General features: G+C 67.9%; 14 protein-coding genes and 2 tRNA genes. 6 read left to right on the forward strand and 10 right to left on the reverse strand.

From position 1 onward, the window contains the following. Positions 1-3: 3 nt before the first annotated feature. The 4 genes from EER30_RS06075 to EER30_RS06095 all read right to left on the reverse strand — a co-directional run bounded on the left by EER30_RS06075 (position 4) and on the right by EER30_RS06095 (position 2,551). Positions 4-714, reverse strand: coding sequence for an LPXTG cell wall anchor domain-containing protein (locus EER30_RS06075; protein ID WP_240669794.1), 711 nt, complete (start codon positions 712-714; stop codon positions 4-6). A 135-nt stretch (positions 715-849) separates the two neighbouring features. Beyond that, complete coding sequence (locus tag EER30_RS06080) at positions 850-1,470, reverse strand: hypothetical protein (protein ID WP_127498985.1); 621 nt, start codon at positions 1,468-1,470, stop codon at positions 850-852. Between the two features lie 880 nt (positions 1,471-2,350). Then, positions 2,351-2,423 (reverse strand) — tRNA-Arg (locus tag EER30_RS06090). Between the two features lie 37 nt (positions 2,424-2,460). After that, positions 2,461-2,551: transfer RNA gene (locus EER30_RS06095), tRNA-Ser, on the reverse strand. A gap of 770 nt (positions 2,552-3,321) precedes the next feature. Here EER30_RS06095 and EER30_RS46925 point away from each other — a divergent pair. Beyond that, positions 3,322-4,128, forward strand: coding sequence for a hypothetical protein (locus EER30_RS46925; protein ID WP_164842193.1), 807 nt, complete (start codon positions 3,322-3,324; stop codon positions 4,126-4,128). On the opposite strand, the gene EER30_RS06105 is transcribed toward EER30_RS46925, so the two are convergent. Next, the gene (locus tag EER30_RS06105; protein WP_127498989.1) at positions 4,089-4,856 is read right to left on the reverse strand and encodes a CPBP family intramembrane glutamic endopeptidase; all 768 of its coding nucleotides are present in this window, start codon (positions 4,854-4,856) and stop codon (positions 4,089-4,091) included. The genes EER30_RS46925 and EER30_RS06105 overlap by 40 nt on opposite strands. Positions 4,857-4,984: 128 nt before the next feature. Between EER30_RS06105 and EER30_RS06110 the strand changes: the two genes are divergently transcribed. Then, the gene (locus EER30_RS06110) at positions 4,985-6,097 is read left to right on the forward strand and encodes a globin domain-containing protein (protein WP_127498991.1); all 1,113 of its coding nucleotides are present in this window, start codon (positions 4,985-4,987) and stop codon (positions 6,095-6,097) included. Here the strand turns inward: EER30_RS06110 and EER30_RS06115 are convergent. Beyond that, positions 6,094-7,623 (reverse strand): peptide deformylase, encoded by a 1,530-nt coding sequence (locus EER30_RS06115; RefSeq protein WP_127499430.1) that lies wholly within the window; start codon positions 7,621-7,623, stop codon positions 6,094-6,096. The genes EER30_RS06110 and EER30_RS06115 overlap by 4 nt on opposite strands. A gap of 394 nt (positions 7,624-8,017) precedes the next feature. On the opposite strand from EER30_RS06115, the gene EER30_RS06120 reads away from it, so the two are divergent. Beyond that, entirely contained in the window at positions 8,018-8,737 is a 720-nt protein-coding gene (locus EER30_RS06120) for an IucA/IucC family C-terminal-domain containing protein (RefSeq protein WP_127499432.1), read from the forward strand. Positions 8,738-8,752: 15 nt separating this feature from the next. On the opposite strand, the gene EER30_RS06125 is transcribed toward EER30_RS06120, so the two are convergent. The 3 genes from EER30_RS06125 to fxsT (EER30_RS06135) are packed head-to-tail and all read right to left on the reverse strand — an operon-like array spanning position 8,753 to position 13,932. Continuing rightward, positions 8,753-9,871, reverse strand: a complete 1,119-nt coding sequence (locus tag EER30_RS06125) for an aKG-HExxH-type peptide beta-hydroxylase (protein WP_127498993.1) — start codon at positions 9,869-9,871, stop codon at positions 8,753-8,755. Beyond that, positions 9,871-11,112: an FxsB family cyclophane-forming radical SAM/SPASM peptide maturase gene (locus EER30_RS06130; RefSeq protein WP_127498995.1), complete on the reverse strand. Its 1,242-nt coding sequence runs from the start codon at positions 11,110-11,112 to the stop codon at positions 9,871-9,873. The genes EER30_RS06125 and EER30_RS06130 overlap by 1 nt, the downstream gene beginning before the upstream one ends. 9 nt (positions 11,113-11,121) lie before the next feature. Beyond that, the gene (gene fxsT / locus EER30_RS06135) at positions 11,122-13,932 is read right to left on the reverse strand and encodes an FxSxx-COOH system tetratricopeptide repeat protein (RefSeq protein ID WP_127498997.1); all 2,811 of its coding nucleotides are present in this window, start codon (positions 13,930-13,932) and stop codon (positions 11,122-11,124) included. 481 nt (positions 13,933-14,413) lie between these two features. Between fxsT (EER30_RS06135) and EER30_RS06140 the strand changes: the two genes are divergently transcribed. The 3 genes from EER30_RS06140 to EER30_RS06150 all read left to right on the forward strand — a co-directional run bounded on the left by EER30_RS06140 (position 14,414) and on the right by EER30_RS06150 (position 18,285). Then, the gene (locus EER30_RS06140) at positions 14,414-17,413 is read left to right on the forward strand and encodes a COR domain-containing protein (protein ID WP_127498999.1); all 3,000 of its coding nucleotides are present in this window, start codon (positions 14,414-14,416) and stop codon (positions 17,411-17,413) included. 210 nt (positions 17,414-17,623) lie between these two features. Beyond that, complete coding sequence (locus EER30_RS06145; RefSeq protein WP_127499001.1) at positions 17,624-17,836, forward strand: hypothetical protein; 213 nt, start codon at positions 17,624-17,626, stop codon at positions 17,834-17,836. Positions 17,837-18,015: 179 nt separating this feature from the next. Beyond that, entirely contained in the window at positions 18,016-18,285 is a 270-nt protein-coding gene (locus tag EER30_RS06150) for a hypothetical protein (RefSeq protein ID WP_127499003.1), read from the forward strand. A 4-nt stretch (positions 18,286-18,289) separates the two neighbouring features. Here EER30_RS06150 and fxsT (EER30_RS06155) read toward each other — a convergent pair whose 3' ends face one another. Further along, positions 18,290-21,271, reverse strand: coding sequence for an FxSxx-COOH system tetratricopeptide repeat protein (fxsT, locus tag EER30_RS06155; RefSeq protein ID WP_127499005.1), 2,982 nt, complete (start codon positions 21,269-21,271; stop codon positions 18,290-18,292). Between the last annotated feature and the right edge of the window lie 42 nt (positions 21,272-21,313).

The raw sequence follows: 21,313 nt of genomic DNA on the forward strand, positions 1-21,313 counted from the left end.
GCCTCAGGCGGGCCCGAACGCGGAGAAGCTTCGCATGGACCTACGACAGAAATTCAGGAGGTGGCCGGGAGTTCCTCGATGACGCACCCAACCGTCTCGGCCGGACAGTCCGGCTCGGAGCAGCCTGGCTGCGGTGGGGTGTCGGCACAGCCCCACCACAGCCGGGGCATCATCAGGCGGTAAAGCGTGCCGGCGCCGGCGCATCACCACAAGAGCGGCGAGGCCGAGCGCGAGAATGCCCGCGCCGAGGCCGGCGATCAGCCCGGTCGGGGTACCGGTGATCGGCAGGCTTCCGCCCTGACCACCGGAGTCACCGGGGCCGGCGGAGTCACCGGAGCCCGCCGCGAAGACGATGCGGGCGGTGTTGTTCGCGGGGTTGGACTCCATGCCCGTGCCGTGGTCAGCGCTCACCTTGATGGTTCCGTCCGTGCCCGGCGTCGACTTGATCTTCAGGCGAACGGTGGGCTTCAGAATGCCGTACCCCGAGGCCACCGTCGGGAAGAACGACTCGAAGTTGCAGCGCAGGACGGCTGACTCGGGTTTGAGCTCGTGCTCGGTGCCCTCGGTCCAGCACCAGTCCTCCGTCGGCAGAAGGACCGTTCCGGTCGGCGCGGTGATCGTCACGCCAGGCCCACCGCCGTCGGCCGGGCCGTGGTTGACGATCTCGTAGTTCAGGTTAACCGTGTCGCCGACCTTGCCGGTGATCGTGGGCACCTTGACCGAGGCGTCGAGGCTGTTCTTCTTGCTCCAGAACGAGTAGGACGCCCAGTTGTCCGACTCGTTGAGTTCCAGCGCCGCTAATGGCGGCCGCTGTCCACTTCTACGTCACTAAACCACAGGGAACCGAGCTCACGGCTCGGCGGGAACTCGCCGGTCCGGCAATGCTTGTCGCCGTCGCCGTTCTCCGGCGATGACCTGAACGCAGCCCGCCACTCCGGCCGTCAACAGCACCGATCCGCTGACGAAGTCAGCCACCCGGTTCGGCCAGGGCAGGATCGCGGGGGTGGTGAACCGGCCGAGGACCAATGGTTCGAGCACGGCTCCGGCGGGGACGACAAGGCGGGCCGCCATTCCCCGCAGATCCAGTCGCCGAGCGATCCCACCCATTAGTCCGAGCGGTCCGCCCACGACCATCGCAGCCAGGAACCAGTGCTCGTTGGCCGCCCAGACATCTGGATCGAACATTCCGAAGGCTATCCCCACGCCGTAGTGCACGACGCAAGCGGTGAGCAGGGCAACGACTCCGGCGGCTACGGCCGGGACGGGGCGGCGGACGAGCCACCCGGACACCACTGCCAGCCCGGCCCAGACCGCCCCGGCATTGACCAGCTGGCTGAGCGTCAACCGCCCGGCCAGTAGGGTGTTCGCCTTGCCTTCAAGCTGGCTCAGGGTCGTCACGTTCGAGGCAAGCGACACCAAAGCCAGCACACTGGCGGCGGCAATGACCAGCCACCATCCCCGTCGAGCCATAGCAAGAGGTTACGCGGCGGCCAGTCTCGCCCACGCCGCCGGCGCCGATCTCAAAACCATTCAGGACCTGCTCGGGCACTCCAACGTCTCACTCACCGCGGACGTCTACACCGAAGTCTTACCCGACAAAGCAACGCCAAGCCGCCGAAGACACCGCTCGGCCACTGCTTGACGCCGGCCACACCATCCGTGCCCCTCTCGCCGTCATTGAACGCACGATGGTGCTACCAGGGCGACGTCGCCGCGAACCAGCAGCCCCACCGACCATCGCCACGCAACCACGCAGCGAGCGCTACCGCACCGACAAGTCCCGGTCACGGTAGAGAGTCGGCGGAGACGTAGCAACGAAGCTGGTGACCGTCATGATCCGTACCGACACGGCGCTACGGTGAGCCGCCTGTAAAGCTGACCCGGTCGGCACCACATCAGCACCTCTGGGCCTGGCCGCAGAAGGCGGGGTGATCTTGATGAGCTCGGTCAGTAGCGACGCCGTCGACCGGGCGATACACCCGGCTGGCCTACACCCGCGACGTCGAACTGGTCCTCATCCCCCGCCTCGGCCACTACCGGCTCAGCGAGCTCGACGGGCCACTGCTGCGGGCGGTATTCACGAGGACACGCCGACCGGCACACCCGCCAGCGGATCAAGCAGAAAGCGGCGAAGAACCGGCCCGCCGGACGCGACGAAAAACAGACCACCCCGGCCGACAAGCCCGATCAGAAGAGACGCAGCCGCAGGTCACGGGGCCGCAAACACCCCGCACCGTCACGGACGGTGACGACACCCATGTGCCACCCACCGGCCATCCAACCTCCACAAAGGTCGGAAACACGAAAGGCCCGAACCGCGTTTCCGCAGCTCAGGCCTTTCGAAATGCTGTGCGCCCGAAGGGACTCGAACCCCTAACCTTCTGATCCGTAGTCAGATGCTCTATCCATTGAGCTACGGGCGCTCGGTGCGTTAGCCAGCATACACACCCGGCTTTCGCGCGGAGACTCCGGGATTCGAACCCGGGAGGGGCTTTAAAACCCCAACCGCATTAGCAGTGCGGCGCCATAGACCAGACTAGGCGAAGTCTCCCCGGCGGCTGTGAGGCCACCGACGGTTGAGAATACCGGACCCGGTTGGCGTCGCACAAAGAGGTTGCCCTCTCCGCGCGCGGCGGGTGGGAGGAAGCGGCTCCAACAGGTGAAATGTCGCTGTAAGGGCTAGGCTGCTGCGGCATGGAGGAGATCCCGACCACCGCGGGCCGCGCCCGCTCGTCATCCGCGCAGGGCGAAGAGCCGGGGGAGACACCGGGTGGAACTCCGCCGGGCGTGCCGCCGGCCAAGAGGGCGCCGCGCCGGGCCGCCAAGCCGGCGCCGCCGGTCACCTTCCAGGCTCCGAGTGCCAAAAGTCACCCTGATGAGGACAAACCTGTGGGCGGTGCGGGAGTGACCGGAGCCACAGATAGTCCGCGGGCCGCCACAGAGGGGGTCCCGCCTCACAAGCAGCGACCCTCGAAGGCCGCTCCCGCCAAGAAAGCTGCGGCGAAAGCAGCTTCCCCGGCGAACGCCCCTGGCCCAGCTCCCGCTGCCAAGAAGGCCGCCTCGGCCAACAAGGCAGCCCCGGCCAAGAAGGCCGCCGCCAAGACAACGGCCCCCAGGCCGCAGGCAGCGGCCCCCGCCGAGAAAGCCAAACAGGCAGACGTAGCCGAGCGAGCTGACGTAGCCAAGCACGCAGAGGTAGCCGAGCCACCCACAATCGCGAAGCCAGCGGAAGCCGCAAAGCCGCCCGCAATCGCCAAGCCCGCGGAAACCGCCAAGCCTGCGGAAGCGGCCAAGCCCGCCGCAATCGCCAGACACGCCGAGGTGGGGAAGCCGACAGAAGTGATCGCGCCCACCCCAGAAGTAAGGCTCACTCCGGAAGTAAGGCCCACCCCGGAGGCAAAGCCGGCCGCGCAGGTCTTGGCCCCGGCGCCGACCCCACCGAAGCCCTCCTCCTCGCATCCGCTGCCGACCCCGGCTCGCGACACCGACCGCTGGGCCAAACTCCTGGCCGACCCCGCTCATACCCCCGAGCTGCTGGCCCTGGCCGCTGTCGAGACCATCGGCCCTCGTGCCCGTCACTGGGCGGCCACCACCACGGCTGCCTACCCCACGGCGACCCCGGCCGGCCTTGCCCGCCTGGCGACCCGGCAGTTCACCCGCTTCGGCGCTCTCACCGGCGTCTTCGGCGCGGTCGCGGGGTCGTACGCCTCGGTGGTTCTGGTCGCCAGCCGGGCGCTGACCGAGGCCGAGCTGGTGCTGCATCTGGCCGCCGCGCATGGTTTCGACCCGACGCATCCCGATCGGGCCGCCGACCTGCTCGTCATCACCGGTGTGCACGAGACGCGGGAGAGCGCGGCGGAAGCCCTCAAGGCTCTCGACGGCCCCGAGCCCACCGCCAGCGGCCTCGGCGACGCCGTCTGGCGGATCGGCCGCCTGGCTGTCACCCGCACCGGCGCCTGGACCGTCCTGCAGGCGATCAACCGCTACTACCCGGGCACGAGCCTGCTGGGTGCGGTGCTGACCAGCGCCTCTGACGCCCAGACCACGGCGGCCCGGGCTATCAGCTATTACCGTGCGATCCCAAGAAGTCAGAGCCAGCTGAGCCACGAGTCGGGCAGCAGTTCGTAGCCCACGAAGGCGACGACGTCGAGCAGCGTGTGCGCCACGATCAGTGGCGCCACGCGCTTGAAGCGCAGGAAGAACAGCGCGAAGATCACGCCCATCACCGCGTTGCCGATGAAGGCGCCGAAGCCTTGGTAGAGGTGGTACGACCCGCGCAGCACGGCTGAGCAGGCCACGATCGCGACGGTCGACATGCCCCATTGGCGTAGGCGGGTCATGAGATAGCCGACGACGATGACCTCTTCGAGCACCGCGTTCTTGATCGCGGCGAGGATGAGCACGGGCACGGCCCACCACACGGGCTGCAGGGCGGCCGGCACGATCTCCGCGTTGATGCCGAGCAGCTTGGCCACGTACACCAGAAGAAGGCCGGGAATCCCGATGCCGGCGGCCAGCAATGCGCCCCAGCCCCAGTCGAAGCGTTGCCGGTCGAGGGACAGGCCGAGCTCGCGCCGCGGCGAGATGTGATCGCGGATCAGCAGGTAGAGCACCAGCGCGACCGGGATCAGGTCGAAGGCGATGCCGAGGAGCTGGTAGGTCAGGTCGAGGTAGGGGCGCGTCGAGCGGGAGGCGTTCAGCACGGCGGCCTGCTGGGAGAGCGGGGTGTCGGCTGTGAGCTTCGCGATGATGGAGACCACGGAGTAGATCGCGCTCTGCCCGAGCGACAGCAGCAGGACGATGACGATCTCGGCGGTGAGGATCGGCCGGGTGGCCTGCTGGCGCTCTAGAGTCACTCGACAACTTTAGGGGCACCCGGAAATCCCCGTAAACGGACTTATCCGGGCAAGGGTGACGGCATGAATTGAGATGAGTCGCACGGGCCGTGCGTCGCCTTTCCGATTGCCGTTATCACCCTGAATGCATGGGAGACCTCGGACGCTTGCTCAAGGAGAGCTGGAGCCTCGTCGAGGAGCATCAGGACAAGGTCGCCGGCTACTTCTACGCCCGCATGTTCCTGTCCTATCCGGACCTGCGGGACCTCTTCCCCGTACACATGGACGTGCAGCGATCGCGCCTGCTGAACGCGATCGTGACCGCCGTACAGACGCTGGAGGATCCGGAGAAGTTCGACGAGTACCTGAAGGCGCTCGGGCGTGATCATAGGAAGTTTCACGTGGAACCGGAGCACTACGAGGTCGTGGGAGGCGCCTTGATCGAGGCGATGCGGTCGTACGCCGGTGAGCAGTGGAGTGTCGAGTACGACCAGGCCTGGGCCGACGCCTACGCGAAGATCGCGTCGGTGATGCTGAACGGCGCGGAGTCGGACACCAACCCGCCCTACTGGTACGCCGAGGTGGTCGCGCACGAACGCCGGGCGAAGGACATCGCGGTCTTCACCGTGCTGCCGATGCAGCCCCTGGAGTTCCGCGCCGGCCAGTACCTCAGTGTCGAATGCCCGCGAATACAGCCGCGGCTGTGGCGTACGTATTCGGTCGCGAACGCGCCTCGCCGGGACAACACGATCGAGTTCCACGTGCGCGCGGTGGGGGCCGGCTGGGTGTCGAGCGCCCTCGTACGCCGGCTCGAGGTCGGCGACATGGTGCGGCTGGCCGCACCGATGGGCACGATGAACCTGGATCGCCGTTCGACCCGCGACACCGTCTTCGTCGCCGGCGGCACCGGGCTGGCCCCGATCAAGTCGCTGCTCGAGGAGCTGACCCGGTACAACCGCACGCGCTGGGTCCACGTCTTCTTCGGCGCCCGCAACCGCGAGGACCTGTACGACCTGGCCGAGCTGAACCGGTTGGCGGCGCGCTATCCGTGGTTGTCGGTCGTGACCGCGTGCAGCGACGACCCGACATTCCCCGGCGAGCAGGGCGACATCTCGGACGTGGTGGCCCGTTACGGCCCGTGGAGCGAGCACGACTTCTTCGTCTCGGGCTCGGGTCAGATGGTCAAGGCCACCCTCAAGACGCTCGCCGAGCTGCAGGTACCCTCGATCCGCGTCAAGTACGACAGCTTCACCGATCTTTAGTACACCCAGGGGCGACCGGACTGCTGGTGGTCGGGCACGAGGCTCGACTCCGCGTTCATCCGGTCGACGTAGAGCCGTCCCTCCAGGTGGTCGATCTCGTGCGCGACCAGCCTCGCCATCGCCCGCTCGAACCGGGTCGTCACGCGCGTGCCGTCGTACCGGGCATGCTCGACGTCGATGCGCAGCGGCCGCCGCACCAGGCCGCGGTAGTCGAAGAACGACAGGCAGCCCTCGTACTGCTCGTCGCGTTCGGCCGACTCGCCGACGATGCGCGGGTTGATCAGCACCAGTGGCACCGCGTCGGGTCGGGCCGCCCGCACCAGGGCGACCGCGGCGGACAGGCCGATCTGCGGCGCGGAGAGCCCGACGCCCTTGGTGAAGTCATGCACTTGCTCGAGCCGGGACAGCGCCGACCGCAGCGCCTCGACCGTGCCGCGGGCCGCGGCCTCCTCACGCGGCAGCTGGTAGTGCCGCGCGCGCTGCCGCAGCAGCTCGGAGCCGCGCTGCACGATGCCGATGCCGCGCATCTGGCCGGACGCGCGGGGCTGCCCGTTGCCGTTGCTCGCCGGGGCCAGTGCCGAGGTCGCCGGCGCCCCGGCCCCGCGGAATCGCCACTCGAGCCGGTAGCGCGCGTTGAGCTGGGGCGTGTCGGTCGACCACTCGAAGACCGACCGGCCGTCGTCGTCGTGCCGCTCCATCGGGGTGCGTACCGGCACCTCGGCCGCCAGTGACGTCTCGACCCCCCAGACCTGCGGGTCGAACGCGGCCGGGAAGTTGAGCCGCACTGTGAGCCGCCGCGTCGGCAGCCGCACCGCGCGCTGGAACCACTGGCCCCACTTCTCCACGCCGATCGTGTATTCGTACTGGATGGTGGTCCGCTCGCCCGGGTAGAGCGCGAACTGCCCCCGGTCGTTCGCGAAGAGCAGCCACACCTCCTTGGAGGCGTCCCGGTCGAGCTTGATCCGCCAGTGCATCGGCTCGACCGCGTCGCCCTCGCCGGCGCAGGCGCTGAGCGCCATCTCTTCGAAGGTCAGCGGGTGCTCACGGTGGTGGCGGTTCGAGCCGGTGGGGTCGTTCGGGTAGCGGTCGACCGCGATCTTGACCAGGTAGCGGGTCACCGGGTCGGAGCCGGCGTTGTAGAGGGCCCGGCGCACCCGGCAGCGGTAGGCGCCGTCGGAGTACGTGAGCTCGGCCACCTCGCGCTCCACGATCAGCCCGGTCCCTGGCGGAAGCCACTGCACCGGTACGGGAGGGTCGCGGTGCAGCGCCGTGCCGCGGGCGTGGCGCAGTTCGTCGTACTCCTGGAAGCGTTGCCAGATCACCCCGCCCGCGCCGAGGACGGCTTCCGCTCGGCGGGCGAAGTCTTCGGTGGGCTTGTGCCGCCGTCCCTCGACGTGGCTGACGTAGGAGGGGTCGAAACCCATGCGCGCGGCGAGCTGCTTCTTGCTCATGCCGCGCTCGACCCGCCAGTGCGCCAGCGCCGTCACAAATTGGTCAGCGGCCCGCTCGACGGGCGAGGTGGTCATCATCGATGTCCCCTTCGCGACGAGAATTTCAGTGTCGTCGCCGCTCGTGTCCGGATGGTGCTAGTAGCGCGTACACGACAGATACCTTGACGAACCAGGCAACGTACGCGCTGTGGGTTAGGTGACCATGGCCGTGGGTATTCGTCCGAAGGTTCAGCTTGGTTAGGCTATCCTTAGGGGTGTACGGTGAGTCGTCGTCACGGCGGCGTTTCGCCCGACGTGACCTTTTCGGCTTCAGCCCGGCAACGACGATATTCGGCGAGGTGAATGCGGTGACCCAGTCTTGGAGTTCGCCGCGGGGCGGGTGCTGCTCGTGACCACCGCCATCGACCGAGCCCTACGCACCGTCACCGCCCCGCAACCCTTGGGTCCGGTCGTGGCGACGCTGCGCGCGATGTTCGGCACGAGCACGGAACTTCCCGGCGTGGCCCCCGACCTTCTGGTCCACGACACCGCCGGCTGGCTGCCCGCCCGCGTCCTCACCGGCGACCACCTGAACACCCTCCTCGAGTCGTCGAGCCGCCGCTGGAACGCCCAGCCCCACGCCGCAGCCGCCCTGGCCTGGAAGTCCTACACCTACTGGCTGGCCCTCCCGGCCGTCCTGGGCTGGGCCTCCGCCCGCCGCGTGCCGCTGCTCACGGCCGACGACGTGCTCATCCACTTCAACGACCCGCGCCCCCTGGTGACCATCGGCCTGCGCGCCGACATTCCGGTAGCCGTCCTGCCCGGCGACCCGATCGCCGCCACCGGTCACCCCCAGGTACGCGTCGTCGCCGACGAAGACGCCCTGCTGGCCGAGCTGCGCGGTTCCCTGCTCGACAACCACCTGAGCCCGCTGCTCGACGCCGTCCACGACAAGGTCCGCCTGGGCAAGCGCACGCTGCTCGGCTCCCTGTCCTCCGGCGTCGCGTACGGCGTCCTGCGCTCGGCCGACGTCCTGCCCGGCCCCTCCGCCGAGACGATCGCCCAGCTCCACCGAGCCCTCGGCGTCGACGACCTGATCGAACTCGTCCCCGGCCCGACCGGCAAACTCGACGTCCAGCGCAAGACGTGCTGCCTGGCCTTCACCCTGCCCCAGCCCAAGGTCTGCCGAGGCTGCTGCATCAAGTCCTGAGACCGCCGTACGGCCTCAGCCGGTCAGCAGCCGATCAACCGCGGGGCGCATCCCGGCGACGAATCGGGCACCCGTGTCGGTCAGTTCCTTCGACCCGGCCAGCGACTGATAGCCGACCCGCACCTGCTCGCTGATCATGGCGAACTCGGCGGTCGCCGTCTCGGCCAGCGCGGGAACGGCCCGGAAACGCTGCCATGCCTCGGCCACCCGCGTGAACGCCAGCACGCCCTGGATCAGCCCTGAGGTAGGCCTGCGGTCCTTGCGCCAGGGCGCGTGGTGCCGCTCGGTCCCCGGCACATAGAGCGGCAGCAGGTCGAGGACGCCGCTGAGCTTCGAGTGCTCGAACTCGTGCACCAGCGTGACCGCGAAGTCGGCCGCCGAACGCGGCCGGGTCAGGCCCATCGCGCCCACCGAGACGCGCGCCGTTCCGCTCCGCGAGGACCCGTCGCCGAGATCGACAAGCGGAACCAGTACGCGCAGGCCGGCTGCCATCTCGACGGCCCGCTCCGGCAGGTATGCCTCGATCAGGCCCCACGCTTCGGAGAGCAAGCCCTGCCAATGGGCGGCCTCCGCGTCGGAGAGCCGCTCGGCGGGGGCCGCGTGATAACCGGCCCGGTACGGGCTGGCGTCGTCGAGCCGTACCGAGAGCGGCCCGGCCCGCAACCAGCGCATCGGGCGCCAGCCGGGATCGTCGATGAGCGACGTCGCACCATCCTCAACGACGATCGTCACCGGGTCCGATGCCGGAACGCTGCCCAGGGTGGGAATCACCAGTCGGCCGGCATGGGTGACACCGGGCAGCCGGCAGCTCAGGCCGGCGCTGATCGCCGCGGCCGCGGCCAGGTTGCCGATCTCCAACTGCTCGACGCGCTCGGCCCGGCCGAGCCACGCGCCCACCAACGGATCGCCCAGCAGCCGCAGGTAGACCTCGGGCCGGCGCTCCTGCACCTCGGCCAGCACGGCAATCGCCGCCTCCAAGGGCGCCCGATCGCCGGGCCACTCGTCCGAGAGGTGTTTGAGCAGCAACAGATGCAGACTGACCCGGCTGGCGCTGATCTCTTCGATCGCCGGCACCGACCCCGTGCCGCCGGCCAGCGCGTCCAGTTCGCTGGGGGTCAGGCGGTGGTGCTGCATCAGGCCGTCTCGGCGGCGGAGAGCTGGTGCAGATCGGCGAGCACGCGGGCCCGGATGTGGCCGACAAGCTTGAGCATGTCTGCACAGTAGACGGACGGGTTCCGGAAACCGTTCGTGGCGCGGTACCGATGGGCGTAATGTCCCCCGCCGCACTCGTCCCGGAACGTGCACTCCCGACAGGTGTCACACAGCGCCTCCACGCCGATCTGGCGGGCGACCACGCCGGGATGCGAGAGAGCGGCGTCGAACGGATCGTCGAGCACGTTGAGGCCGGTCGCGCAGGCTCCCTCGTACGCCGACTTCAGCGAATCCACCTGCTCGATCGCGCCGTCGGTCTCGACCACGACTACCGCGACCGGGCTCAGCCCGACCTGCTCCGACCGGCCGGTCCCGCCGAGGACCAGGGCGAGCAGGTCGTCGAACAGCCGGATCGCCACCTCCCGCCTTGGAGCCGAATACCAGCGATCGAAAACGGAGATCAACCAGTCCGCGATCGGGGTAGGGCCGGACATCGCGGGCGGGTGCGACCAGTTCGCGTGAGGCACAAGAAGATCGAGCGTGGGGGGCCGGTAGGCGATGAGCGCCTCATAGCACGCGATCGGGTCGGTGTCCGGGTCGATCGTGCACAGCAGCCCGGCGAACGACGCGCGTCCGGGCTCTTCGACCAGCAGCCGCAGGGCCCGGTCGACCGCGTCGTGGCTGCCCCGTCCGTTCGCATAGGAGCGCCGCCGATCGTGATCTTCAGCGGTGCCGTCCAGGCTCACCCCGATGCCGACCTCGTGCCTTCGCAGCAACGTGAGCATCGGCTCGTCGAGCAGCACGCCGTTGGTCTGAATCTGCACGTCGAGCCGGGTGCGTCCGTCGAACGCCCGCCGGAAGTCGCCGATCAGGCGTTCAAGCCGGTCGGCCCCGGCCATCAACGGCTCTCCGCCGTGCAGCACCAGCCGCATCGTGTCGAGGTCATGCGCGCGGGCATGCTCGGCCATCCGGCGCGCGGCGGCCTGCCAGACCGGCTCCTCCATCACGGTCGGACGCGACCGCCAGGACTGGTCGGCCATCTCGTACACATAGCAGTAGTCGCAGGCCAGATTGCAGCGCTGGTGAACCTTGAGCACGACGTCGCGAAACGGGGTCGGCCGCCACCCGTCAGCTCGCAGAGCAGCCACGTCGAGCACTCGGTGCGGCCACTCCGGCGCCGGGGAGACGATCAGCGGCACCGTGGAACGCGCGGCGGCGGGCATGAGTCAATGCTAGAAAGGCGGCGGCTCGATGTCACATTCGCCGCGTTCGCCTCTCGCCGCCGCTACCACTTGCGGGTGTTCGGCGCCGAGGCGTTCCCGCAACGTGTTCAGCGCGGGCTCGATCAGCGTCTGCGCCGACTGAGGGTCCTCCGCACGAGTGAGCAGCCCGAGGTTGATGGCACAGACCAGTGTGTCCGGATGTTCGGCTCGGCCCGCGTTGCGGGCGGTGCTCAGGGTGGTGCGGAGGAGGCGGACCGCGCCTTCCTGGTCGTACTGGCCGACCCGATCGTTGGCGAGACCTACGGCCGCTGCCTGCACATAGGGATGGTCCGCACCGACCTCGGCGGTCAGCTGACGGTGGGCCGATTCGACTGTGTTCCGGGCGAGAGTTCGCTCGCCGGTGGCCCGCAGGATGATCGCATGGTTGGTCGCCGCGGCCAGCGTGAGCGGATTGTTCGCCCCGAACCGCTGACGGTAGGTGTTCACCGCCCGTCGGCTCGTGTTGGAGGCGACCGCCAGGGTGAGCCCGCCGGCTTCACCCGCCGCGACTGCCATCCGAATCGCGTTCGCATAGGTCATCGCCGCAGCCAGTGTGTATCCGTGCTCCGAGCCCCACTCGCCCTGACAGGTCAAGTGATGATCGCGGCTCAACTCGAGCGCCTCGGCGATCCTTCCCACCTTGCGCAGCGCGGTGGCGACCGTCCGGGTGGCAAGCACGGTGTACGGGTGTCGCCCGCGTAGCCCGTCGCGCAGCCGGCTCAGGTTGTCCAGCTGCATGGTCAGTGCGTTCTCGTACTCGCCGAGGCCGTATTGGTCGCGAGCCAGGTTGGAGACGGCCAGCTGCGTGCGGTAGTCGTCCTCGCCGAAGTTGGTCCGCCAGAACTCGACCAGCTTCTCGTCGATCGCCAGCGCCTCCCCGAACGAGCCCATCGCGCGGTAGGACACTGCCAGGTTGGCTCGCGCGCGGACCGCCTCGGGGTCCTCCGGCCCGCCGCGGCGCTCGTAGTGGTCGACCCGGTAGCGGTCGAGATTCACGCCGATGCCGTAGTTGCCGAGAATCCGGCTGACAAAGGCCACACCACTGGCCGTACGGGCGGTGCGGTCGTGGCCCTCTCCGAAGCGCTCATGGGTGGTCAGCCGCACCCAGGCTTCCTGGTAGAGCGAATCCGCCTCGCGGTAGCGGCCCAATCCGATCAACGCCGACGCGTACCTGTCGATGGCGGCGAACGTCTCGTCGTCGTCCCACACGTCGTCCGGGCCGGCCCAGGACCGGCGAGCCTCGGCACTCAAGCGCAGGCTGCCGTCGAAGTCGCCGAGCACATAGAGGTAACGGATGTGGTCCAGGACGACTCGTCGTCCCGGGGACTCCGGATCGTCCAGCAGCCGGGCCGGGCGGATGTGCGGACCTATCTCGGCGTGCATCTCCCAGGTGAGCGGGGTGTCGGGATCCCCGGGGTTGGCCTCGATCAGCAGTCGGCGCGCATTGCGGTAGGCCTGCACGCCGTCGTGCTCGCTGAGCGAGTCCCGCACGATCAACTGAACCAGGCGGTGCACGCGCAGCTTCTGCCCGTCATCCACGAGGGTGAGCAATCCGTACTGCTCCAGCAGCTGTAGCGCCGCCTCGAGCTGATCGTCCTGCACCAGCACCCGGCTCAGCGGCGGCGGGATCGTTTCGTCGCTCGCCGCCCGGAGCAACCCCAGCGACACCGACTCGGCGCTCATGCAGGACAGCATCGCTAGCAGCTGGGCGGCGCCCGGCGACTCGGCTCGAACGTCGTCGAAGGTCAGACCAAACGCGCTGGCGACAGTCTCGGGATAGCCCGCCGGGCGACCCTCGGCCAGCACCGAGGTGGCGTGGCGGTCGAGCCGGGCCAGGTAGGCATCGACCGAAATCCCAGTGGTGGCGCGCATCGCGGAGGCTTGCTCGAGTGCCAGCGGTAGGTCGCCAAGACGGGCGGCGAGCTGGTCGGCGTCGTCGAAGCTGATGTCACTGCGGCTCTGCAGCAGCGCGATGCTGTCCCGGCGGGGCAGCACATCGACCGGGACGGTGCGGCCGATCCTGGTCCAGCTGCCGTCACGGGTCGTGATGATCACGGCACCTCGGTCGGCGGGCATGAGGGGCCGTATCAGCTCCGGTCCGGCGGCGTTGTCGAAGACGATCAACCAGCTGAAGCTGGACCGCTCGAGCTCGGCCAACACCTTGTTGATCGTCAAGCGGATGTCGGACTGGCTACCGACCAGTGCGAACGGTGCCCGATCGGCCAGCGCGGCGAGCGTGGAACGGGCTTGCGAAGTCTGCTCGGCAGTGATCCACCAGACGTGGTCGTACCGATGCCGCTCGCGGTGGACGAACTCGCTGGCGATGCTGGTCTTACCCACGCCGCCGAGCCCATGCAGCACGAGCGGTTGCCAGGGCGTGGCGTCGAGCCGGGCCCGCATGATCTCCATCAGGTCCTCACGGCCGATGAAACCCGGATTGCGGGCCGGCACGTTGGCCGACGGCGGTTCGCTGACCGGCGGCGTCTCGGACGCATTGGGCGGCGGGTCGGGTGGCACCGGCGCGGGCCCGCCGGATCGGTTGTCCCGTTTCGCGTTCCACAGCGCGAGGAAGCGCTGGACTTCCGCTTCCGGGTCGGGCCGGTGCACCGCCATCTTCGCGAGCACCCGAACGACGCACTCGACTTTGCTCCAGCGTGGAATCGCGTTGCCGCTGAGCAGCGAACTGACGGTTTCGTGGCTGACCGTGTCGGGCATGCCGGGGGTGGACGCGATCTCTTCGCTGATCCGGCGGAACGACGGCTGACCAGCAGTCCGATACAAGATCCCCAGCTCGCTGACGAGATCATTCTGCGGCACTTGGCACGCTCCCCAACTACGCCCGCCGGTAAGGCCGACCGCCGCTCGTCAGCGGCCCCGGAGACCGGAGAACCCGCTGTCGACGCCCCCGGTGCCAGAAACTGTCAAGTTCTGTAAAGGCAGCATTCCACAGCGGAGGGTTGCGGAACAGACCGTAAAGATGCACTGACACTGATGGTTATTCAAGAATCAACGGATCAATTCGTTGACCTGCACATTCGAGAACGCACGAGCGTCACGCGCTCTGCCTGGTCTCGCACACTGTCGGTGGATGGATGAGCCGAGCGCGCGGCCATCCGGGCGGACAAGTCGGCGATTCAGTCGCGCAGTCCAAGATCGAGTTCGGGAAATGGTGCCAAACCGTCGATGATCAGAAATCCTGGTCGGTTGTCAAGCTTCGGCAAGCGATCGTGGACAGTGGGCTCCCGCCGCTACGGTCGGCAGGGTGGAGATTTCGCTCGAGCAGGCAATCCGGGATGTCGCCGAAGGCCGGTCCGACACCCTTGACCTGAGCCGGCACCTCGCCTTCCCGGACGGTGCGAGACAACGCCTCCCGCCGGCCGTCCGCCAGCTGCGAGGGCTACGACATCTCCGGCTCAGCCACAGCGCCGATGTGGACCTGCCGGACTGGCTCGGCGAGCTCCCCCGGCTCCAGACGGTCGACGCCGGTCGCTGCCTGGTGCTGAGGACTCCGTCCCTGCCTTGGGTGCGATGGGTGGTCGACGCCGACACCCTGCTGGTGCAGCGCCAGATCGATCCGGGAAAGGTGGACGGGGTCTCGATCAGCGCCGGCACCTCCGCGGACGCGCTTCACAACGTCTTGAGATTGATCTACGACGGCCGACTCGCGATCACCAAGTTGACTGTCGACGTGCGCTCTGCGGCCGGCACGGAACACCTCGAGCTGGTGGAAAAAATCATCGGGGAATCGTCGGCGCTCCGCCGGCTCGACGTAAGCCGGCATCCGCTGGGCCGAGTGCCGGAGTCGATCCGGGGACTACGCCAGCTCACCGACCTGAGCCTGACCGACCTTGGACTCGGGTCGGTCCCGCCGTGGCTGTTCGAGCTCCCCATGCTGACGCGCCTCGACCTGCGCAACAACCGGCTCGTCGAGTTGCCCTCCGAGATCGCCCACGCCGTCAATCTCATCCATCTCCGTCTCGCCGGAAATCTCTTCCAGCAGATCCCCGACGGCATCTGGCAGCTGACCGCCCTCACCCTCCTCGATCTGCGTGGCTGCCCGATCAGCGCGATCCCCGTCGACATCCTGCGGATGCTCGCCCTGACCACGCTCCAGGTGGACGCGGGCCGGCCGGAGCTGGCCGTTCCACCCCCTGAGGTTGCCGCCCGCGGCCTGGAAGCGATCAAAAGCTACTGGTCGCAGGAGCGGGCCTCGGGCGTCGACTATCTCGCCGAGGCCAAGTTGCTGATCGTCGGCGAGGCCGGGGCCGGCAAGACGACGCTGGCCAAGAAGATCCTCGACCCTGACTACCCACTCGACCCGCAGGAGAACAGCACGACCGGGATCGCGGTCGACACCTGGCAGTTCCCGTCGGCGATCCGCAATGGCGCCGCGGTGGGCGCAGCGATCCTCCATCGCGACTTCCGGGTCAACGTCTGGGACTTCGGCGGCCAGGAGATCTACCACTCGACTCACCAGTTCTTCCTCACCAAGCGCTCGGTCTATGTGTTGCTCACCGACGGCCGGCGCGAGGATGCCGATTTCGGCTACTGGCTCGAAATGATCAAGCTGCTCAGCGACGGCAGCCCGTTGATCGTGGTCGAGAACCGGCGCCGAGGGCGCACCCAGGGCCTAGACCTGCGACGACTGCGGCAGGACTATCCGAACCTGGTCGCCACGCTCACCATCGACCTCGCCGACAACAGCGGGCTCACCGAGCTGACCGCCCTGATCCGCCGCGAACTCGAACTGCTCCCGCACATCGGCACCGCGCTGCCACGCAGCTGGCAGGGTGTGCGAGAGACCCTCGACGAGGACGACCGCGACTACATCCTGGCCGACGAATTCTTCCGCATCTGCGCCGGTCACGGCTTCCTGCTCGAGGACGACATGCGCCAGCTCGGCGGCTTTCTGCACGACCTGGGCATCTGCCTGTTCTTCCAAGCCGACCCGCTGCTCGGCCGGGTGGTCGTGCTCAAACCGGCGTGGGGCACTCACGCGGTGTACCGCGTTCTCGACGACCCTGGCATCAAGGCAGCGCGGGGTGAGTTCGGGCTGGGCGACCTCGAACGAATCTGGCACGAGCCGACCTATGCCCGGATGCGGGCGGAACTCGTCCGTCTGATGGCGAAGTTCTCCCTCTGCTACCAGGTCCGAGGCGGGGAGAGCTTCGTGGCCCCGCAGCTGCTGTCGCCGAACCCGCCCGACGACTTTCGCTGGGACGAGCCCGGAGACCTCACCCTGCGCTACGAGTACGACGTCATGCCGAAAGGCGTCGTACGCCGGTTGATCGTCGAGCTCAACGATCTGATCGAGGAGGACCGGGTCTGGCGCGATGGTGCGGTGTTCGCCTACGGCCCCGGTCGTGCCGAAGTCGTCGAGAACTACCGCACCCGCCAGTTGCAGATCCGGCTCTCTCCCCGCGACCCCCGGGTGATGCTGTCGGCGATCGACCGAGCGTTGACCATCATCCATCGGTCCTATCCCGACCTGCGTTTTCGCCGCCTGCGCCCCTGCAGTTGCGAGGTTTGCGCCCGGGCCGGCGAGCCGGCCATGTTCAGCGTTGACGAGCTGGAGGATTTCGCCCGGGCGGGTGATCAGATCCAGTGCCGCCGCAGCCACCTCCTCCTCGATGCGGCCACATTGCTCAGTGAGCTGTGGCAACCTCTTGGCGTGACCTCATCTGCCCCGATCTCGACGGCACCCGAGATCTTCGTCTCGTACAAGTGGGGTGGCGCGGCCGACGCGCTGGTCGACCAGATCGTCGCCGAGCTGCAGTCCCGTGGCCTGGTGATCACCCGCGACCGCAGTACGGTCCGCTATCGCGACTCGATCCAGCGGTTCATGCGGCGGCTCGGTCAGGGCAGCGCGATCGTCGTGGTGCTCGACGACGCGTACCTCAAGTCGAAAAACTGCATGTTCGAGCTGACGGAGATCGCCGGCCGCCCCGACTTCGCCAAATCGATCTACCCGATCGTCCTCGGCGACGCGAAGATCTTCGACGCTTTGGACCGCATCGAGTACGTGAGTCATTGGGAGGCGAAGCGCGCGGCGCTGGAGTCGAAAATGCGCACCGTGGGGCTCGAGAACCTCAGCGGCATTCGTGAGGATCTCGATCTTTACTCAAAGATCCGTGCCATGATCGCCAAGATCGTCGACCTGCTGTCCGACATGAACACGCTGACCGAGGACGAACATCGTGGAAGCGACTTCAGTCAGCTTTACGACGCCCTCGACCAACGGCCCGGCACCACCGGATCATGACGCCCACGACCAGGTTTCAGGTCTGACCGCGGATTCCGACGAGCTGATCGACAGTCGCGACGACCCGACCGGTTAAAGTTTGGCCGCGAGTCCGGTCCCAGCTTGCCTGGGCGCGGGGGAACCCGGGATGATCCCACCTGTTCTGCCCACCACTGCGCCCGAAACGCACTATTCTGCGCCGAGGAAGAACTGCGCCCGGAAGGATGATCGATGGCGGACCCCCTCGCAGACTCGAGCACCTCGTTGCCCGATCTGGCGAACGAGCGGATCGTCAACATCCTGACGTCGGACGATTCAGCGCTGGCCAACGCCGTGCGACGCGTGCGCGAGGAGTCGGCGGCCTCGCCGGACTATTACGCCGCCTTCGGTAACGTGCCCTCCCCTCTCACCGAGGGTGCTGCGAGTGGGGTTGGGAACCGTTAGCGTCCCAAGTATGGTGGCTTGAGGGTCCGGCAGATCGACAGCCGTTCACGTCGCTGCCCACTCCCTCGGCGACGGTTGCGTCGTGTTTGGAGTCACGCGAGGTCAGCACCGGTGACCGGTTGCCAACGACGGCGACGCGCGACCGCCTGATCCGCCGAGATCACGCACGGGAGGCTCCGTTGTCTGACGTCCGGAACCAGAGCAGCGTCGATACCGAGGTGCGCTCGCAACCGACCGGCACGCCACCTCGTGACGAGGCGACGGCCGTGCCACGCCTCCTGGATCTTCCCGTGGGGCAGGTCCTATGGAATGCGGACAGCGCACTGTCCATCGCCCGGCAACGGGTCACCGCGGAACGGGCTCGAGGCGACCAGAACTACGCGGCGCACGGCAGCAGCCCCGCCCCCCAGCCGGGCGCGGCGCCGCCGTTGCCGGCGACGCCGCACTGACCACTCAGGTGGGCGGCGGCTCGATGTCACACTCGGCGCGCCGTCCACGCCGGGCGTCCAACGCCTCGGGGTGGGACGGGCTGAGCAGGTCACTCAGCAAGCGAATCCCGTCGGACAGCTCGCGCTCGCCCTCCTCCGATTCGTTCACCGCGACCAGATCGAAACCGGCGTTGATCGCACACAACAGTGTGTAATGGTGTTTCTCGCCGCGGGCCGAGCGCGAGGCCGCCAGCGTTTTGCTGGAAAGCTGACGTGCGCGGTCCAGTTCGCCGGCGAGCACGTAGTCGTTCGCCAGTCCACTCGCGGCGCAGAGCGTGTAGCCGTGCACGGGCCCCAGCGTTGCCTCCATTGTCGCGTGGGCGGCCTCGTCGAGGTCGCGGGCGTTCTCATCATTGAGCGCCCGCATCACGATGGCGGTGTTGACCATCGTGGTCAGTGTCAGCGGGTGCTTGTCGCCGAAGACGCTGCGGTAGCGGTTCAGAGCGTCCAGCGCCAGCCCGCGGGCCTCGTTGAACTCTCCGGTGACCCGCAATGAGTTCGCATAGGTCATCGTGGCCGCGAGGGAGTGCTGGTGGCTGTCCCCGTACCGGGACGTCATGTCGTGGTAGTGCCGGCGCGCCACACGCAGCGCATCGGCGTACCGGCCGGTCTTGCGCATCGCCATCGCCCTGGTCCGCTCGGCGAGCAGCACTTCCGGGTGCTTGTCGCCGGCGATGCGTCGATAGATCGGCAGGATGCGGTCCTCGAGGCTCAGCGCGTCCGCGTAGCGGCCGAGACCGTACAGGTCACGCGCGAGGTTGGCCTGCGCGAACAGCAGCGGGCGCTCCTGCTCGGTAAGGGTTTCCTCGTACTTGCGGACGATCTCCGAATCGATGTCGTACGCGCCCTGGAAGTCACTCAGCATGCGCAGGTTGACCGCGAGGTTGCCCTCGTTCTTCAACGTCTCCGAGTGGTCGTCGCCGTAGACCCGACGGTGCCGCTCGACGTTGTCCCGGTCGTTCTGGAGTGCTTCTTTGAATTCGCCGGCCACCCGCAGCACGCCGCCGACGGTGTTCGCCGTGTAGAGCGAGTGCTCATGGTCGGGGCCGAACCTCGGATTCTCGCGAAGCCGGCGAAGCGCGGTCTCGGCGAGGTCCCGTGCTCGGTCATTGCTGCCCAGGTACATCAGGGCGGCCGACAAGTGGCGGTTGGCCAGCAGCGTGAGCTCGCCGTTCGGTCCGAGCGAGGGGTGATCCGCACGAGCCGTCCACGCCGCGACGACCGAGTCGCCGAGGCGGCGGGACGCCTCGTAGTCGCCGCTCGAGAACAGGTATCGGATCTGGTCGAGAACGACCTTGAGCGCTTCCTCCTCGTCGGCGTCGATCAGGCCGGAGGGCAGAACATGGGGCGCCAGCTCCGCGTAGACCGCGTGCGCACCGTCGTCGTCGGGCGTCCCAGGGTTGGCCGCGGCGAGCATGCGCTGGACGTGGTGGCGGCTCTGCTCCAGTTGATCCGTGCCGAGCTCGTCACGGAGCACGAGCTGGAAGAGGCGGTGCATCTGGATCCGGTCGTTCACGTCGAGTTTGGCCAGGCCGAACTTGCGCACGTCGCGGACGACCCGCCCGAGCGCGATCGAGTCGCGCAGCATCGGGCCCAGCGGTGGTGCGATCTCAGCGAACCGGCCGCGTCGCAGTACGCGCAGCGAAATTGGCTCTGCGCCCAGCATCGCGAACATCGCCACCAACTGAGCAACCGCGGGTGAGTCGCGCTGCAGACGCTGATAGGCCAATTTGACCAGCGCGGCGATGGTCCTCGGATAGCCGGTCGGCTTACCCTCCGCAAGCAGCACCTGATAGTGCTGGTCGAACAGACTCAGGTATTCCGAGACCGGCATCTTGGTGGCGGTCTGCCAGGAGGCGGCCTGGTCGAGCGCGAGCGGCAGATCGCCGAGCTTGTCGGCCAGCCGGTTGGCGTCATCGTGCGTGACGTTGGTGCCGCGCTTCTGGATCAGAGCGATGCTCTCGCGGCGCTCGAAGATGTTGACCTCGATCGCGTCCCACACGTCGGACCACGTCTGGTTGCGGGACGTCAGCACCACGTGGCCGCCGGCCGACGGGATCAGGTGGGCCAGGTCGTCGGGGTCGTTCGCGTTGTCGTAGACCAGCAGCCATCGCAGGCTGGTCGAGCTGAGTGCGTCGATCACGAGCGAGGCCGTCTGGCTCAGGTCTTGCGTGACCGGGATGCCCAGCTGGGTGGCCAGGTCGGCCAGCGATTGCAGAACCAGCGACGGCTGTTCGGCGGGAATCCACCAGGCCAGGTCGTATCGATCGGCGAATCTGTATGCAAATTCCACCGCTAGCTGGGTTTTCCCGACACCACCGAAGCCGTGAAGGGCGTGCGGAAGAACGGAGGCCTTCGATCGGCTCTCCAGCGAACGCTGCAAGGTCAACAGTTGAACCTCGCGCCCCGTGAAGTCGGGATTTCGTAGGGGAACGCCACCCCAGATACGTACGGCCTCAGACCGCTCGAGCGACGCTTTTGGCAGGTCTGCGATCGTGTCCCGGGTCAGCAAGTCCTCACTCCGCTCTGTGCCCGTTTTGAGACGGTTTGCCTGATCATAGCCCGGAGCGGTTGCTGTAATTACCGGGTTGGGCTGGAGTGCCCGCGACACCGCATAGAGATTTCGCAGTTCTGAGTCAGACATGCCTGCGGATTGCCCCATCGCATCGGCGAGTCGACTGATCCGGACCGAGGCCGGCTGTCCCACCTCTTGGGAAAGTCGCACCGCGTACCGAACCAGCGAGGGCGCCCCCAACTGGGAAGCGGGCAATGAGGCGATCCGCGCCACAACCGCGTGCGGATCATCCCAGCGGAAGTCGGCTGGGAGAGGCACGAACCCGAAGACGTCACGCGCCACCGCCTCCAACCGGTCCGGCGAGATCGCGGTCAGAGCGCGCGCCAGCGCGTCACGGCCAGCTTCGGCGGTCGGACGTGTTGGTTCGCTCACCGGCTGATTATCCAATGTGGATCATGCAGCACCAACACATGC

It is taken from the genome of Actinoplanes solisilvae (assembly GCF_003999975.1).
Lineage (GTDB): Bacteria > Actinomycetota > Actinomycetes > Mycobacteriales > Micromonosporaceae > Actinoplanes > Actinoplanes solisilvae.

Excerpts from the sequence above, each read along its gene's own strand:
- EER30_RS06080 (WP_127498985.1), bottom strand. The coding sequence starts at position 1,470 with ATGGCTCGACGGGGATGGTGGCTGGTCATTGCCGCCGCCAGTGTGCTG.
- EER30_RS06110 (WP_127498991.1), top strand. The coding sequence starts at position 4,985 with ATGGGAGACCTCGGACGCTTGCTCAAGGAGAGCTGGAGCCTCGTCGAG.
- EER30_RS06115 (WP_127499430.1), bottom strand. The coding sequence starts at position 7,623 with ATGACCACCTCGCCCGTCGAGCGGGCCGCTGACCAATTTGTGACGGCG.
- EER30_RS06120 (WP_127499432.1), top strand. The coding sequence starts at position 8,018 with ATGTTCGGCACGAGCACGGAACTTCCCGGCGTGGCCCCCGACCTTCTG.
- EER30_RS06125 (WP_127498993.1), bottom strand. The coding sequence starts at position 9,871 with ATGCAGCACCACCGCCTGACCCCCAGCGAACTGGACGCGCTGGCCGGC.
- EER30_RS06130 (WP_127498995.1), bottom strand. The coding sequence starts at position 11,112 with ATGCCCGCCGCCGCGCGTTCCACGGTGCCGCTGATCGTCTCCCCGGCG.
- EER30_RS06145 (WP_127499001.1), top strand. The coding sequence starts at position 17,624 with ATGGCGGACCCCCTCGCAGACTCGAGCACCTCGTTGCCCGATCTGGCG.